Origin of the sequence: Arthrobacter sp. BE255 (genome assembly GCF_031457335.1) — a bacterium.
Taxonomy (GTDB): domain Bacteria; phylum Actinomycetota; class Actinomycetes; order Actinomycetales; family Micrococcaceae; genus Arthrobacter.
Genome location: NZ_JAVDWK010000012.1, coordinates 88,526 through 103,482, shown reverse-complemented (window position 1 = coordinate 103,482; position 14,957 = coordinate 88,526). Strand labels below are relative to the sequence as shown.

13 protein-coding genes are annotated in these 14,957 nt (G+C 64.1%); 11 read left to right on the top strand and 2 right to left on the bottom strand.

Features of this window, described 5'->3' with window-relative positions; genetic code table 11:
• The first annotated feature begins 35 nt into the window (after positions 1-35).
• Together J2X42_RS18555 and J2X42_RS18550 are read left to right on the top strand one after the other, a co-directional pair.
• Positions 36-662, top strand: a complete 627-nt coding sequence (locus tag J2X42_RS18555) for a cyclodeaminase/cyclohydrolase family protein (protein ID WP_310167327.1) — start codon at positions 36-38, stop codon at positions 660-662.
• Positions 659-1,534 carry a bifunctional 5,10-methylenetetrahydrofolate dehydrogenase/5,10-methenyltetrahydrofolate cyclohydrolase gene (locus tag J2X42_RS18550; protein ID WP_310167326.1) on the top strand — a complete coding sequence of 292 codons (876 nt, stop codon included), beginning with the start codon at positions 659-661 and terminating at the stop codon, positions 1,532-1,534. The genes J2X42_RS18555 and J2X42_RS18550 overlap by 4 nt, the downstream gene beginning before the upstream one ends.
• Positions 1,535-1,546: 12 nt before the next feature.
• On the opposite strand, the gene J2X42_RS18545 is transcribed toward J2X42_RS18550, so the two are convergent.
• Positions 1,547-2,242, bottom strand: coding sequence for a GntR family transcriptional regulator (locus J2X42_RS18545; protein ID WP_310167325.1), 696 nt, complete (start codon positions 2,240-2,242; stop codon positions 1,547-1,549).
• A 177-nt stretch (positions 2,243-2,419) separates the two neighbouring features.
• Here J2X42_RS18545 and J2X42_RS18540 point away from each other — a divergent pair, with 177 nt between their 5' ends.
• The 7 genes from J2X42_RS18540 (at position 2,420) to J2X42_RS18510 (ending at position 10,958) form a co-directional block, all read left to right on the top strand.
• Entirely contained in the window at positions 2,420-3,295 is an 876-nt protein-coding gene (locus tag J2X42_RS18540) for a methylenetetrahydrofolate reductase (protein ID WP_310167324.1), read from the top strand.
• Positions 3,296-3,307: 12 nt separating this feature from the next.
• Positions 3,308-5,635 (top strand): FdhF/YdeP family oxidoreductase, encoded by a 2,328-nt coding sequence (locus J2X42_RS18535; protein ID WP_310167323.1) that lies wholly within the window; start codon positions 3,308-3,310, stop codon positions 5,633-5,635.
• Positions 5,632-6,234, top strand: a complete 603-nt coding sequence (gene folE / locus J2X42_RS18530; protein ID WP_310167322.1) for a GTP cyclohydrolase I FolE — start codon at positions 5,632-5,634, stop codon at positions 6,232-6,234. Before J2X42_RS18535 ends, folE begins: the two co-directional genes overlap by 4 nt.
• A gap of 298 nt (positions 6,235-6,532) precedes the next feature.
• The gene (gene fdhA / locus J2X42_RS18525) at positions 6,533-7,750 is read left to right on the top strand and encodes a formaldehyde dehydrogenase, glutathione-independent (protein WP_310167321.1); all 1,218 of its coding nucleotides are present in this window, start codon (positions 6,533-6,535) and stop codon (positions 7,748-7,750) included.
• A 153-nt stretch (positions 7,751-7,903) separates the two neighbouring features.
• Entirely contained in the window at positions 7,904-9,175 is a 1,272-nt protein-coding gene (locus J2X42_RS18520) for a molybdopterin molybdotransferase MoeA (protein ID WP_310167425.1), read from the top strand.
• Complete coding sequence (fdhD, locus tag J2X42_RS18515) at positions 9,163-10,044, top strand: formate dehydrogenase accessory sulfurtransferase FdhD (protein WP_310167320.1); 882 nt, start codon at positions 9,163-9,165, stop codon at positions 10,042-10,044. Before J2X42_RS18520 ends, fdhD begins: the two co-directional genes overlap by 13 nt.
• Positions 10,045-10,157: 113 nt before the next feature.
• On the top strand, positions 10,158-10,958 hold the full coding sequence (locus J2X42_RS18510) for an IclR family transcriptional regulator (protein ID WP_310167423.1): 801 nt from the start codon (positions 10,158-10,160) through the stop codon (positions 10,956-10,958).
• 38 nt (positions 10,959-10,996) lie between these two features.
• Here the strand turns inward: J2X42_RS18510 and J2X42_RS18505 are convergent, their stop codons facing one another.
• A complete protein-coding gene (locus tag J2X42_RS18505) occupies positions 10,997-11,929 on the bottom strand; it encodes a LysR family transcriptional regulator (protein ID WP_310167319.1) in 933 nt (310 codons plus the stop codon).
• Positions 11,930-12,088: 159 nt separating this feature from the next.
• On the opposite strand from J2X42_RS18505, the gene J2X42_RS18500 reads away from it, so the two are divergent.
• Positions 12,089-13,393: an aromatic ring-hydroxylating dioxygenase subunit alpha gene (locus tag J2X42_RS18500; protein WP_310167318.1), complete on the top strand. Its 1,305-nt coding sequence runs from the start codon at positions 12,089-12,091 to the stop codon at positions 13,391-13,393.
• Complete coding sequence (locus tag J2X42_RS18495; protein WP_310167317.1) at positions 13,390-14,808, top strand: ferredoxin reductase; 1,419 nt, start codon at positions 13,390-13,392, stop codon at positions 14,806-14,808. The genes J2X42_RS18500 and J2X42_RS18495 overlap by 4 nt, the downstream gene beginning before the upstream one ends.
• The last annotated feature ends 149 nt before the right edge of the window (positions 14,809-14,957 follow it).

Sequence of the window (14,957 nt, the reverse complement as noted above, 5' to 3'; positions counted from 1 at the left end):
GCCAGTCGACGAGAGCTTCAGCCCCAGGAAGACACATGATCAGTTCAGAAACAATAAACGACTACCTCGCCAGGCTTGCCTCGCGCGAACCCACCCCAGGCGGCGGCGCGGCCGCGGCACTCCACGCCGCCCAGGGGGCGGCACTTGTCGCCATGGTGGCCAGGTACACCACCGGCACGAAATACGAACAGCACGCCGAACTCGTCACCCGGATCATCAGCAGCGCCGACGGACTGGTGGCCCAGGCCCTGGGCCTCGCGGATGCCGACGAACACGCCTTCCAAGGCGTCATTGATGCGTACAAGCTGCCCAACGGCACGGACGACCTCAAGGCCGCGCGGACAGCATCAATCCAGGACGCGCTCGTCCAGGCCGCGGAAACGCCGGCACAACTGATCCTCCTTGCCGGCGCCGTCGTGGATCTCGCCACGGAACTGTTCGACGTGGCCAATCCCAACGTGATCAGCGACGTCGCCGCCGCCGCCGACGCAGCCCGGGCAGCAGCCAGCACTGCACGGGTAAACATCGACATTAACGTGGTGGCCATCAAGGACACCGAAGCCCGTTCCAGGCTGGCCGGCCAGACCGACGGCCTTGAGGAAAAGGTCATCCTGGGAGCCGACTCGCTCGTGAAGCGCGTGCGCGAAAGGATCCTCGGTTGAGCACCACACTCCTCTCTGGACGAAACCTGGCAAAGCTCATTCAGCAGAAGGCCCACGACGAAGCCCGTGACCTCGAAACTGACGGCCCGTGCCCCTCCCTCGCCGTGGTTGTGGCCACCGACGACGGCTCCACGCACTGGTATGTGCGCTCCATCGAGCGGGCTGCAGAAAGCGCAGGCATCAATTGCAGGATCGTGGACCTGGGCCACGACGCGACGGGACAACTGTTGGCGTCCGTCCTGGATGACCTCAGCGCCGAGCCTTCGGTCAACGGCATCATCCTGCAGACGCCGCTGCCTCCCGGTGTCGATGCAGATGCACTGGTTGGGCACATCGCCCCTGAGAAGGACATCGACGGCGCGAATCCCCTGAGCCTCGGCCGCCTGGCTGTCGGCCAGCCCTCGTTCGCCCCTGCCACGGCGCGTGCCGTCACCGAGATCCTTGACCACTTCGACATCCCGGTGGCGGGCAAGAACGTCGTCGTGATTGGACGTTCAGCCGTCGTCGGAAAACCGCTGTCCCTGCTGCTGCTGGAACGCGACGCCACTGTCACCGTCTGCCACTCCAGGTCAGGGGCGCTGGAAAACTACACCAGGACGGCCGACGTCGTGGTGGTGGCCGCCGGGCGCACCGGCCTGCTGAACGGCGGCCATATTTCCGCCGGGGCTGTGGTGATCGACGTCGGCACCAACGTCCTTCCCGACGGGTCCCTCGTTGGGGACGTGGACGAGGCCAGCGTCAGGGGCATCGCCGGGGCGCTGACGCCCGTTCCGGGCGGCGTCGGCTCAGTCACCACGTCCCTGCTCCTGCTGCACACCACCGAGGCCGCGCGGGAACAGTCGCGTGCCCTGGTCCGGGGAACAGCAGGGTGATCCTGCCCAGGGCTACAGGACGGCCCTGATCAGGTTCTCGAAGCCCGTCACATGCTTGGTGGTCAGCCGCGCAGCAGCTTCGGAATCCCCGTCCGCGATGCACTCGAGCAGCTCAATGTGCTGGGCAATGTGCTCGGACACGGGAGGAAGTTTCTCCAGCACAAGGCTCCAGATCCGCGTGGCCAGGTTGTCGTACCGGATCAGGACATCCTCAAGGTGCCGGCTCCCTGTGGCCCGGTAGATCATCCGGTGCACGCGCATGTCCAGGCGCATCAGGTCCCGTTGCGAGTGCGTAACCGGCAGGAGGTCCGCGACTTCCCTGGCAAATTCCTTGATCTCCTGCCGGAGCTGCGGCGACGCCATCCGGGCAGCCCGTGCCGCGGCCGCTGGCTCCAAAAGCTGCCGGATTTCGGAAATTTCGGCCAGGTCCGTGATGTCCACCCCGGCGGCGAATGTTCCCCGGCGGGGATACGCCACCACCAGATGGTCGCTCTCAAGGCGCTTCATGGCCTCCCGGATGGGTGTCCTCCCCACTCCGAGCCGCCTGGAAATCACTTCGTCGTTCAATGGTTCGCCCGGCTTGATGTCCAAAACGATCAGTTCATCGCAGAGCACCCTGTAGGCGAAGTCGGCGAAGGACTCGTCCTCCTGCCTCGCCGGCAGGAAGGACGCCCCTGCATCCGACGGTAGTTCTCCACCGCTTGCCATTTCCAAGTCTCCTCCCGGTGCACGGCTGAGCCTTGACGCGAAGGCCTCGTGTACATAGTATTCCTAGAACTGATATATCAATATCCCGTCAAAAAAATGTCAATCCTCCGGTAGGTGCCAGTTGGAGATTCCAGCTCCGGCAGGCAGTGTGGCGGTGATGCCGAAGAACGGAGCGCAATGAGCATGGAAGCTGGTGCAAGGGTACGGCTGGAAGTTGTTCCGTCTGCCGACCTGCTCACGCAACTCCCCGCGGCTTTTGCCACCCCGGGATCCGTCAGCGTGACGTGCCTGCCACACCACGGGCCTGCCCGGACCGTGCAGGCGTCCGTAGACCTGGCCCGCCTGGGCTACCACACGGTCCCCCATCTCGCCGCCCGCAGCATCACAGGCGAGGCAGAACTCCATTCGCTGCTGCTGCAGCTGCAGGAGGCAGGTGTCTCGGAGCTTTTTCTCGTCGCGGGCGACCGGCGCACGCCCGCCGGCCCCTACAGCTGGAGCGGACAACTCCTTGAGGCGGTCAACGCCTTTTCACCCGGCTTCTCCGTTGGAATTGCCGGTTACCCGGAAGGCCACCCGCAGCTTAGCCAGGAGCAACTCACCAGCAGCCTCCTCACGAAAGCGCCCTTGGCGTCCTCCATGGTCACGCAGATGTGCTTTTCCGCCGAGGCAATCAGCCGGTACCTCCGGACCATTCGAAAGAGCGGCATCCAGCTACCTGTATGGGTTGGAGTCCCTGGTCCTGTCTCCGTCAGGAAACTGGTATCCATGGGAGCACGCCTCGGAGTCGGCCGCTCGCTCAAGCTCGCCCGCGGGACAGGGATGGCGGCAGCCCTCTGGCGGCGGGACGACTTCCTCAGCTATGACAGCGGACGCCTGATCCGCGAGGTTCACCAGGAGATGGCGGGCGATCCCCTCTTTGCCGGGTTCCATGTCTACACCTTCAACGACCTCGGCCGCCTGCCGGGCCTGCTGGATGATCTGCCGACACTGCAGCCGGCCACCACGCCGACCCCGGGCAACACCTCCATTCCACTGTTTCCTGCCAAGATCTGAAGGGAAGATCACATGGCTTCAAAAGCCCCCAAGCAGAATATCGACGAATCAAAACTGAGCGTGACGAAGCCCAAAACAACCGCCGTGGGCCTTCCGGCTGTTGCGAACGCGTTGAAAATTTCCCTTGAGCAGATGGGCCCGCTGCGCAGCATCCAGACACTCCTGGCAGTCAACCAGGTTGACGGTTTTGACTGCATGGGCTGTGCCTGGCCTGAACACGAAAAGCGCAATGCTGCGGAATTCTGCGAGAACGGCGCCAAGGCGGTGGCCGAAGAAGGCACGCGCCGCCGCGTCACGCCTGAATTCTTCGCGACGCACTCCATTGCGGACCTGAAGACGCGTGACGACTACTGGCTGGGTCAACAGGGCCGGCTGACGCATCCAATGCTCCTCGATGAAGGTGCAACCCACTACAAGCCCATCGAATGGGACGACGCTTACGAGCTGATCGCCCAGGAGATCAGGGACATGGAGCACCCCGACCAGTCAGTCTTCTACACTTCCGGGCGGACATCGAACGAGGCAGCCTTCGCCTACCAGCTCCTCGTTCGGGGTATCGGGACGAACAATCTGCCCGACTGCTCCAACATGTGCCACGAATCGTCCGGCTCGGCCCTGGTTGAAACGATCGGCATCGGCAAAGGCTCGGTCAGCCTCACGGACCTGGAGACGGCGTCGCTGATTTTCGTTGCCGGTCAAAATCCCGGCACCAACCACCCGCGCATGCTCAGCGCGCTGGAAAAGGCGAAGAAGAACGGCGCCGTCATCATCTCCGTGAATCCTCTTCCCGAGGCCGGGCTCCTGCGGTTCGAGAATCCGCAGAACATTTCCGGCATGGTGGTGGGCACACAACTGACCGACGACTTCCTCCAGATCCGCGCCGGCGGCGATCAGGCCCTCTTCCAGGGGCTTGGCAAGTACCTTCTCGAAGCCGAAGCCCAGGGGCGCAAGACCCCCGGCCTCACCACCGTGCTGGACCATGGATTCATCAAGGACCACACCGTTGGCATCGACGAATACCTGCGGTACCTCGAAAAGGCGGAATGGGACGACATCGTCGAAGCCACCGGACTGACGCTGGAACAGATCCAGTCCACTGGCGAGCGCCTCCTGGCCTCGAGCGCCACCATCGTCTGCTGGGCCATGGGCCTGACACAGCACAAGCACTCGGTTCCCACCCTCCGCGACGTGGTCAACGTTCTGCTTCTCCAAGGCAACATCGGCAAGCCGGGTGCCGGCGTCTGCCCCGTCCGCGGCCACTCCAACGTCCAGGGCGACCGGACCATGGGTATCTTCGAGAAGATGCCCGAGAGCTTCCACGACCGGCTTGACCAGGAGTTCCGCTTCACCTCCCCCAGGGCGCATGGCTTCGACACCGTGGCCGCCATCCGCGCCATGCGGGACGGCAAGGTCCGGGTCTTTATCGGGATGGGCGGCAACTTCGTGCGGGCTGCCCCGGATTCCGAGGTCACGGAACAGGCGCTGGCCAACACCCGCCTGACGGTGCAGATCTCCACGAAACTGAACCATTCCCACGTATCAACTGGTCGTCGCGCGCTGATTCTTCCAACGCTCGGACGTACCGAGAAGGACACCCAGCGCACCGGCGACCAGAGGGTGACCGTGGAGGATTCCATGAGTGCGGTCCATGCCTCCCGCGGACGCCTTAAGCCGGCCAGCGAGCACCTGCACTCCGAAGTGGCCATTGTCTGCAATATCGCCCACAAGATCTTCACAGGGAGCGACAATCTCCCGCTGCCCAATACCCCCAAAGCCGACTGGCTCGCCATGAGGGACGACTACACCATCATCAGGAAACATATCGAAGCGGTCCTCAGCGGCTTCGAGAATTTCGAGGAACGGATCCAGAACCCTGGCGGCTTCGTCCTTCCCCACCCACCCCGGGACGCGAGGAAGTTCGATACCGCTTCGGGCAAGGCCCACTTCACAGGCAACGAACTGGAATTCATCAGGGTCCCCGCGGGACGGCTCGTCCTTCAGACCCTGCGCTCCCATGACCAGTACAACACCACCATCTACGGCAAGGATGACCGCTACCGCGGCATCCACGGCGGGCGGCGGGTCGTCATGATCAACGCCGAGGACATTACCGAGCTGGGGTTCACAGACGGGGACATGGTCCATCTCATCTCCGAGTTCCAGGGGACCGAACGACGGGCCGAAAACTTCCGCATCGTGTCATACTCGACGCCCAAAGGTTGCGCGGCAGCCTACTACCCGGAAACCAACGTCCTCGTGCCGCTGGACTCCGTAGCCGACACCAGCGGCACGCCAACCTCCAAGTCCGTCATCGTGCGGCTTGAGCGGGCCGCAGCGTGAGCTCCGTCCTGACGACGGAAGCGGCCGTCACCAAGGGCGTGGACGGGCCGAGGGTGGAGCGGGCTGTCCGCGAATACCTCCTGGCCATCGGGGAGGACCCTGACAGGCCGGGCCTGGCTGACACCCCGGCCCGCGTAGCCCGCGCCGCCGCGGAAATGTTTGGCGGGCTCCATGAGGATCCCTTTGCCCTCCTGGACAGGACCTTCGACCTCGGCCACGGTGAAATGGTCATCGTCAAGGACATCCCGTTCTATTCCACCTGCGAGCATCACCTGGTGCCGTTCCACGGCGTGGCACACGTCGGCTACATCCCGTCCGCTGAGGGACTCGTGACAGGCCTCAGCAAGCTTGCCAGGCTGGTGGATGTCTTTGCGCGCAGGCCGCAGGTCCAGGAGAGGCTAACCACGCAGGTGGTGGATGCGCTGGTCACATCGCTGCGGCCGCTGGGCGCCATTGTGGTGATCGAGTGCGAGCACTTGTGCATGTCGATGCGGGGCGTCCGGAAGCCCGGGGCGAAGACCATCACGTCTGCAGTCCGCGGTGAACTGCGCCTGCCGGCCGCCCGGGCCGAGGCGCTCAGCCTCATCCACGGCCGCTGAGAAATCTCTGGACATGCCCCCATGGCTGCCATACGATGTAGCTGATATATCTTTAATGAACGATTAGAAATATCAGCACAGCGTGAGGCAAAACCGGGACGCCGTGCCGAACGGCACTGAATCCGTCCTCGCGCAGAATGAGCTGTCCCGTTCCCGTGAATGGTGCTTCGATGGCCTGAAACCTGGGGAGGTATCCTCATCGAAGCACCGCTTTCGGGCAACGGGGCAGCGCCGGCAACTTGCCGGTCAGGCCTGGCACCAAATCCCAGCACCATCCCCCGTAGCCAAAGGAGTGTCCATGTCAGGAAACAGAGCCGTCGCCTACAAAGAACCCGGTGTCGTCGAAATCATCAATACCGACTACCCGACGTTCGAACTCAAGGACGGGCCCGGCGTCAATCCGGCCAACGTGGGCCGGAAAGTACCCCACGGTGCGATCCTGCGTACGGTGACAACCAACATCTGCGGCTCGGACCAGCACATGGTGCGCGGCCGCACCACCGCTCCCAAGGACCTCGTCCTCGGCCATGAAATCACCGGCGAGGTGGTGGAGGTCGGACCGGATGTGGAGTTCATCAAGGTGGGAGACATCGTCTCCGTACCCTTTAACATCTCCTGTGGCCGTTGCCGGAACTGTAAGGAGCGCAAGACCGGCATCTGCCTGAACGTCAACCCGGACCGCCCGGGCAGCGCCTACGGTTATGTGGACATGGGCGGCTGGGTGGGTGGCCAGGCAGAATACGTGCTGGTCCCCTACGCTGACTGGAACCTGCTCAGGTTCCCGGACCGCGACCAGGCCCTGGAAAAGATCATGGACCTGACCATGCTCTCCGACATCTTCCCCACCGGGTTCCACGGCGCCGTCACCGCCGGAGTCGGCGTCGGGTCCACCGTTTACATTGCCGGCGCCGGCCCGGTCGGCCTCGCAGCCGCCGTCGGCGCGCAACTGCTTGGTGCCGCCGTCGTGATTGTCGGCGACATGAACGAGGACCGCCTGGCGCAGGCCCGCTCCTTCGGGTGCGAAACGGTGAACGTCTCCAACGGGGATCCGAAGGACCAGATCGAGCAGATCCTTGGCGTTCCCGAGGTGGATTGCGGCGTCGACGCCGTGGGGTTCGAAGCCCGCGGGCACGGAAAAGACGCCTCCCACGAAGCGCCGGCCACCGTGCTGAACTCCCTCATGGACATCACCGCCGCAGGTGGGGCCCTTGGCATCCCCGGCCTGTACGTCACCGGCGACCCCGGTGCAGTTGACGAGGCCGCCAAGCACGGCTCCCTGTCCCTGTCCCTGGGCACCGGATGGGCCAAGTCCCTGTCGTTCACCACCGGCCAGTGCCCTGTCATGTCGTACAACCGCCAACTGATGATGGCGATCCTGCATGACAAGGTCCAGATCGCCAAGGCAGTGAACGCCACAGCGATCCCGCTTGAGGATGCACCGCGCGGCTACGCCGAATTCGACGCCGGTTCGGCAACAAAGTTCGTGCTGAACCCCAACGGATACGTCAAGGGATAGCACCCGGCTGACGGGGCCGGGGACTGCGAGGCAGGCACCACGTGGTGCAATCCTTACGGTCCCCGGCCCTCTCGTTTCAGTGCATCACTACCTTTAGAAAAGGGGCCACAGTTGCTCGCCCAAGAAACCGCCACAAGCGGCAGCGCTTCGGAGTTGCACTCTGCCTGGCGACCTTCCGGACATTCCTCCCCCACCTGGCCCGAAGCCCGGCAGCTGGCTTTCGATTGCGCTGTTCCGCTCGCGCCCGTGGATGTCCTGCTTCCATTGGCAGCAGGCCACACCCTGACCCGCGACGTCGCCGCCCTGCAAAAACTCCCCCATTATGACTCCGCTGCCATGGACGGCTGGGCCGTCAACGGCGGCGGTCCCTGGGTCCTTGCCGGCCATGCGGCCTTTTTGTCCCCCGGGCGTGCCAGCGTCATAGCCACCGGCGGACTGGTACCTGCCGGCGCCCAGTCGATACTCCGCAAGGAAAGCGGCCAGATCCACCACAACGCCGACGGCAGCCTCCTCCTGCGGCTCAACGACAACGCAAAGGAAGGCGAACCGGGGCCGGGCCAACACATTCGCCCGGCAGGCGAAGAAGCTGGCGCCGGTGAAGTGCTGATCCCGGCAGGCACAATTCTGAACCCCGCCCACCTGGCCCTCGCAGCCGTGGCGGGCCACGACGAACTGCAGGTCCAGCCGAAACCAGTGGTGGCGATCGTATTGACCGGCTCCGAAGTGGTGACCCGGGGCGTTCCGGCACCAGGACAGGTCAGGGACACTTTTGGTCCGCAGCTGGGCACGGTCATTTCCCTCCTGGGAGGCACGCCCGCCGGCTCCCTGCGGATCGGCGATTCCTACCCCGAATGGCTCGCCGCACTTGGCGGTTCAGACGCGTTCCCCGGGCGGACGCCGGACGTCACCATCACCACTGGCGGAACCGGCTGTTCAGGGACAGACCATTTTCGCGCCGCAGTGGCCGCCCTCGGTGGGCGCCTGGTGCTGGACGGCATCGCAATGCGCCCCGGCCACCCGGCCGTCCTGGCAGAACTCCCCGACGGTCGCTTCGTCGTCGGGCTCCCCGGCAACCCCCTGGCGGCAATGATGGCCCTCATCACCCTCGCAGATCCGCTGCTGGCGGCACTCGGAGGCAGGCCCCTCAGCGCCGTTGGACAGGTGACCTCCGCCGCTGACGTCGAACCATGCCCCGGCCGTACGCGCCTGATTCCCTGCAGGTTCATCGAGGGGCTTGCCTTCCCCGCCTCGCACACGGGCTCCGGCATGATGCGTGGACTGGCCTGGGCTGACGGCCTCATGGCTGTTCCGCCGGCCGGAGTGCAGTCCGGCGAGCCGGTTCCTGTGCTCCCCCTCCCGTGGACGCAGTCCAACGAAACGATCCTTTCCACCAACCGAGCACGGAGCAGCGCATGGCCCGCATGACACAGCGCCGTAAGATCCACCGCTTCCAGCTGGACGGCACCGGCACCGAATACCCGGTTCGGTTCAAGGAAGACGAACTCGCCGCTGAGGAGCCCCTGGAAATCCGGATCGGCGGCCGCTCTTTCGCTGTCACCATGAGGACCCCCGGCGACGATTTTGACCTGGTGGCCGGATTCCTGGTCTCAGAAGGCATCATCAGTTCCCCCTCCGAGCTGGTGTCCCTGCGCTTTTGCGCCGGCGATACCGGCAGGGAGCAGACATACAACGTGATCGAAGTCCAACTCAGGCCGGATGTACCCATGCCCGACACCATGCGGCATGTCTACACTTCAAGCTCCTGCGGCATCTGCGGGACAGACTCGATCGAGTCCGTCCGCAAGACCCTTCCCTTCGATCCTGCCCGGGACGCGCTGCGGATTCCCGTGGATGTCCTCGCCGAGCTGCCGGAGCGGCTTCGCGAAGCCCAGGCGGTGTTCGACAAGACAGGCGGCGTCCACGCGGCCGGCCTGTTCCGGGTGGACGGCGCCAGCCCGGAACTGCTTTGTCTCCGGGAGGACGTTGGACGCCATAACGCTGTGGACAAAGTTGTTGGATGGGCGCTGCGCCAAAACCTGTTGCCCCTGAACGGCACCGTCCTCCAGGTTTCCGGGCGCGCGTCCTTTGAGCTTGTCCAGAAGGCCGCCATGGCAGGCATTCCCGTCCTGTCTGCCGTAAGCGCTCCCTCAAGCCTGGCCGCCGACCTCGCCGTCGAGACCGGAGTGACGCTGGTTGGATTCAGCCGGGGACACAGCCTGAATGTCTACGCCGGTCGGGAAAGGCTGGGCCGCCCGCAGAAGGTGGGCCGCGAGGAAACCCCCGCCCGGCTTTGACGTTGGAAGGCGGTGCCGCAGTGTCGGTCTAGGATGAAACAAAGATGAGCCGGTTGGTTGGCTGGACCTCCCCCGAGCCCATCGACCCTGCATGAACGACGACACGAGGCATGATGGCCGTACGCAATGACCAGGACAAGGACGCAGATGCACAGGCGGGAGGCGTCCAATCGGTGGATCGCGCCCTCCAGATTCTGGAAATCCTGGCCCGGGAAGGCGACGCGGGTGTCAGTGAAATCGCCGAGGAGATGGGCGTACACAAGTCCACCGTGTCCAGGCTGGTGGGATCCCTGGTCGGGCGCGAACTGGTCCGCCAGAACAGCGAACGTGGAAAGTACCAGCTGGGCTTTGGCATCCTGCGCCTTGCATCGTCCATCCCGGGCAGGTTGAGCGTAGTTCACGAAGCCAGGGAGGTCCTGGAGAGCCTGGCAGCGGCATATAAGGAAACGGTCAACCTGGCCGTACTGCGATCGAATTTCGCCGTCAACGTGGACCAGGCAATGGGACCCTCAACGCTGGCCACGTATGACTGGGTGGGCAGCCTGACACCGCTGCACGCCACGTCCAGCGGCAAAGTGCTGCTCGCTGCCCTGACTGCAGACGAAAGGGACACGATCTTTAAGCGCATCGGACTGCCTGCCCGCACGCCACGTACCATCACCAACCGCTCGGAGCTGGAGAAGCAGCTGCTGCACGTCGCCCGCGATGGCTATGCCGTCGTCCACGAGGAGTTCGAGATCGGGCTGACGGCGGTTGCCGTGCCGATCTACAACCACCTGGGAAACGTCATCGCCGCGGTCAGCATTTCCGGCCCTGCCTTCCGGTTCACGCCGGAGGAGCAGCCCGGGCTTATTGACGGCCTCAAGGATGCAGGCCTGAAAATCAGCACAAAAATGGGCTACAGACGCCGGTAGGCCCGGCCCATGAGGCAAGGCCTGCGGAATCCCCGCTTTCAGCGATCCTCTTCGGGCCGTGCGGTGAGGATCCGATTGGCGTTGAACTGCAGGATGCCGAGCGACTCCTGGATCAGGGGCGATGCGATGCTGCCCCTGCGCACCGCCGCGACAATGCGGCGCGCAGGCTTCCCCTTGCCGGTAATGCGCAGGCGAACCACGTTTTCGGCACTACGCAAAGGCGCCAGCCGCGGCAGCAGGCCCACGCCCAGCCCAGCACCAACGAAGGCGATCTGGGTTTCCCATTCAACGGCCTCATGGGCAATCCGCGGTTTCACCCCGACTGCCGTGAACGCCGCGGTGAAGAGGGAATGGTAGGTGGAACCGGCGGCCTCTGTAATCCAGGGTTCCGACGCCAGTTCTTCGAGCGTCACCGTTTCCCGCGATGCCAACGGATGGTCGGCAGGAATGATCACGTCCAGGGGATCGTCAAGCAGAACGGTCTGCTCGAAGCGCGCATCGTCCTCAACGGGGGTGTCGGACTGCATGGCGACGATGACCGCGAGGTCGATTCGCTCGGCAACCAACAAGTCGAAGCAGCGGGCCGGGTCGGCCTCGAGTACCTGCACCTCCAGCAGGGGGCGCGTTGAGCGCAGCGTGGCGGCCAGCGGCGCGAGCAACTGGGCAGCCGCCGTGGAGAATCCGCCGAGGCCAAACCGGGACTGCACCTGGTCGCCGGCCTCCATGGCCGCGGCACGAAGGCTCTCCCATTCCGCAATGAGGGTGTCCGAGCCCGCCACGAGAAAGCGTCCCGTGGCGGTCAGCCGCACACCCCGGCCGTCCTTCGTCAACAGCTGCATTCCAAGCACGCGCTGGAGCTCCCGCAGCTGCGCGGAGACTGCGGAAGGGGAATAACCAGTGAGCTCCGCGGTTGCACCAACGGTGCCGCACCGGGCAAACACCCGAAGTGTTATGAGCCGTGGATCAATCATGCATCCATTGTGCACGGTTATCTCCTAAATCTTGCGCTTTTGTTGCAGATCAATCGCCCCTAATCTCATGACAAGAAACTTTTCGACAACGCCGGTTGCACCCACCAACCCGCGCTCTCCACGAACCCAACACTGACCAGCCCTCTAGGGAGGAAACACATGACTGCCCCAGTAAACGTGCCCCTCAAATCACGCGGAAAACTCGCTTCATCTTTGCCTGCAGAGCAGCTGGCGGAGATCAGTGATCTGTTCGACTTCCGGCGCAAGGGATATTCCCTCGATGCCCCCTTCTACACCGATGCCACGATTTTCAAAATCGACATGGAAGCAATTTTTGGCCAGCACTGGATCTTTGCCGGCAGCGTCGCCGAGCTGCCGGAGCCGGGAGACTATGTCACCGTCGATTACGGGCCCTACTCCCTGATCGTGCTGCGCAACGACGACGGCGGTGTCAACGTCCTGCACAACGTATGCCGCCACCGCGGTGCCCGCGTCCTCACCGAGGCCGCAGGGTCAACAGGAAACCTGGTCTGCGGCTACCACTCCTGGACATACTCTCCAGAAGGTAACCTGATCCATGCTTCGGCCCCGGGGGAAACCAAGTTCGACAAGGGCTGTTTCGGCCTCAAGCGTGCCCACAGCCGCGTGGTCGCCGGACTCATCTTCGTCTGCATTGCCGACGAACCGCCGGCGGATTTCGACGAAACCTCAAAGATCTTCGAGCCGTACCTCGCGCCCCACGATCTGTCGAAGACGAAAGTCGCCTACCAGCAGAACATCATCGAGGAGGGCAACTGGAAGCTCGTCATGGAGAACAACCGTGAGTGCTACCACTGCGACGGACACCCGGAGCTCGCCTGTTCCCTCTTTCCCACCTGGGGACTGACGGAGGGCCTGATCCCGGCCCATCTCGAAGAAGTGTGGGACCGCAACAAGGAAGCCCAGTCCTCGCTCGAGGAGCGTTGCCGCCGCTATGGCCTTCCCTACGAGGTGGTCGAGGAGCTCGATACCCGCATCGCCGGAATCCGTATCTCACGTGAATCGCTCGACGGAGAGGGCGAATCGTTCTCGGCCGATGGGCGCAGGCTCTCCAAGAAGCTGCTCGGTGACTTGCCGGACTTCCGCCTTGGCCGCTGCTCGATGCACCTGCAGCCCAACAGCTGGTTCCACTTCCAGAGCGACCATGTCATCACGTTCGGCGTCTTCCCCGTCAACGAACACCAGACACTGGTACGCACCACCTGGCTGGTAGCTGACGACGCCGTGGAAGGCGTTGACTACGATCTGGACAAGCTCACCTACACCTGGAAGCAGACAAACCTGCAGGACAAGGCGTTCGTGGAGCTGTGCCAGACGGGTGCCGGCAGCCCCGCCTACGAGCCCGGCCCGTACATGAAGAGCGAGTACCAGGTGGAGGCATTCATCAACTGGTACGTACAGCGCGTGCAGGAGCACTTGGCATGATTGAACTCCTCACTGAGACGGCGGCAGTCCAGGAGCCACAGCGCATTCGCGGTCTTGAAATGCCGTGGAACAGGGTCATGGGCAGCACCGAGGCACCCGCCCGTGCTGCCCGCGCCCTGGGCCCCTGGCATCCACAGGAGTTCATGGCCGAATGCGTGGAGACCGTTCCCGAGGCGGGCGGCCTAATGACCTTCGTGTTCCGCCGTCGCGACGGTGCGCCCCTGGCGTTCCGTGCAGGCCAGTATGTGAACGTCGCCTTTCCGGTGAACGGCGACGACCAGGATCCGGTGGACCGCAGCTATTCGCTGTCCAGTTCCCCGACCGAGCCCTGGACCTTCAACATCAGCGTCAAACGCGACGCCACAGGCGTGGTTTCACCGTGGGTGCACGAGAACGTCAAACCGGGCACTGTGCTCGAGATGCTCGGACCGGTCGGCGCATTCCACTTGCCGGATGCCGACAGGCGGGCGCGGTATCTCTTGCTGGCCGCCGGCGCAGGCATCACTCCCATCATGTCCATGGTGCGGACCATCCACTCCCTGCCCGGACATGCAGATGTTGTGGTGCTCTACCACGGAGCGGAGGCCGGAGGCTTTGCCTTCCACAAGGAGCTGGCCTACATCGCGTCCGTGGACTCGCGCATCAAGGTCTTCTACTCCCTGGGCGACCGCAACAAACCCGAGGGGTGGGAAGGGCTCAGCGGAAGGCTCACGGCAGCCATGCTGGATGAGGTGGCCCCCGATGCCAACGGCCGCCAGGTCTACGCCTGCGGCCCCGAGGGTTACCTGAACACCGCCACCGAGCTCTTGGGGAAGGTTGGCGTCGACGACACCTCCATTTACATGGAGTTCTTCTCGGGAGACCGCCAGACGCTCCTTGAATACCAGGCGGAGCTCGCGCTCGCAGTGGACATTGCCGAAGAAATCGCCGAGGAAATCGCCGATTCCGCCGAGGACTACTACGAAAGCCAGCCCGCAGCGTTCGGACTCTACGAGCCCGGCTACGACGCCGAAGGTCCCCTCAAAGCCACAGGGTTGCCGCTGGAAGCCATGGACCCCGACGCAACCGATTCCGGAGACTCCGACGGCGGCTCGGCTGCGGGAGCGGAGGCGGCATCCCCGGATGCCTCCAGCTTCGACACCGTGGGAACGGGAAGCCTCACCCTGTCCTTCATGCGCACCGGCATCAACGTGCGGATCGACCCCACCGAACACATCCTCGGGGCGGCCCAGCGTGCAGGCGTCAGGATCGGCGCGAACTGCAAGGAAGGCATGTGCGGCTCCTGCAAGGTCGTCAAGCTTTCCGGAGAGGTTGAGATGAACCACCAGGGCGGGATCCGGTCACGTGAAATCGATGCAGGCAAGTTCCTGCCTTGCTGCTCCACGGCGCGGACCGATCTGGTGATCGATGCCTAGCCGCTTGCGGCTGCCCTAAGCCGGACAGCATCAGGGGCCGTTTTCACGGCATGAAAGCCAAGGCGGTCAACGCCGCGGCCTCTTCCAGGATGCCCCGCGGGGGGTACGCAGAAACAGCTTTCTACGCAACATGGGTCACGATACGCAAC

What these genes read in the sequence shown, in the direction of transcription:
- J2X42_RS18555 (WP_310167327.1), top strand. Translation starts at nt 36, where the DNA reads ATGATCAGTTCAGAAACAATAAACGACTACCTCGCCAGGCTTGCCTCG.
- J2X42_RS18545 (WP_310167325.1), bottom strand. Translation starts at nt 2,242, where the DNA reads ATGGCAAGCGGTGGAGAACTACCGTCGGATGCAGGGGCGTCCTTCCTG.
- J2X42_RS18540 (WP_310167324.1), top strand. Translation starts at nt 2,420, where the DNA reads ATGAGCATGGAAGCTGGTGCAAGGGTACGGCTGGAAGTTGTTCCGTCT.
- J2X42_RS18535 (WP_310167323.1), top strand. Translation starts at nt 3,308, where the DNA reads ATGGCTTCAAAAGCCCCCAAGCAGAATATCGACGAATCAAAACTGAGC.
- fdhA (WP_310167321.1), top strand. Translation starts at nt 6,533, where the DNA reads ATGTCAGGAAACAGAGCCGTCGCCTACAAAGAACCCGGTGTCGTCGAA.
- fdhD (WP_310167320.1), top strand. Translation starts at nt 9,163, where the DNA reads ATGGCCCGCATGACACAGCGCCGTAAGATCCACCGCTTCCAGCTGGAC.
- J2X42_RS18510 (WP_310167423.1), top strand. Translation starts at nt 10,158, where the DNA reads ATGGCCGTACGCAATGACCAGGACAAGGACGCAGATGCACAGGCGGGA.
- J2X42_RS18505 (WP_310167319.1), bottom strand. Translation starts at nt 11,929, where the DNA reads ATGATTGATCCACGGCTCATAACACTTCGGGTGTTTGCCCGGTGCGGC.
- J2X42_RS18500 (WP_310167318.1), top strand. Translation starts at nt 12,089, where the DNA reads ATGACTGCCCCAGTAAACGTGCCCCTCAAATCACGCGGAAAACTCGCT.
- J2X42_RS18495 (WP_310167317.1), top strand. Translation starts at nt 13,390, where the DNA reads ATGATTGAACTCCTCACTGAGACGGCGGCAGTCCAGGAGCCACAGCGC.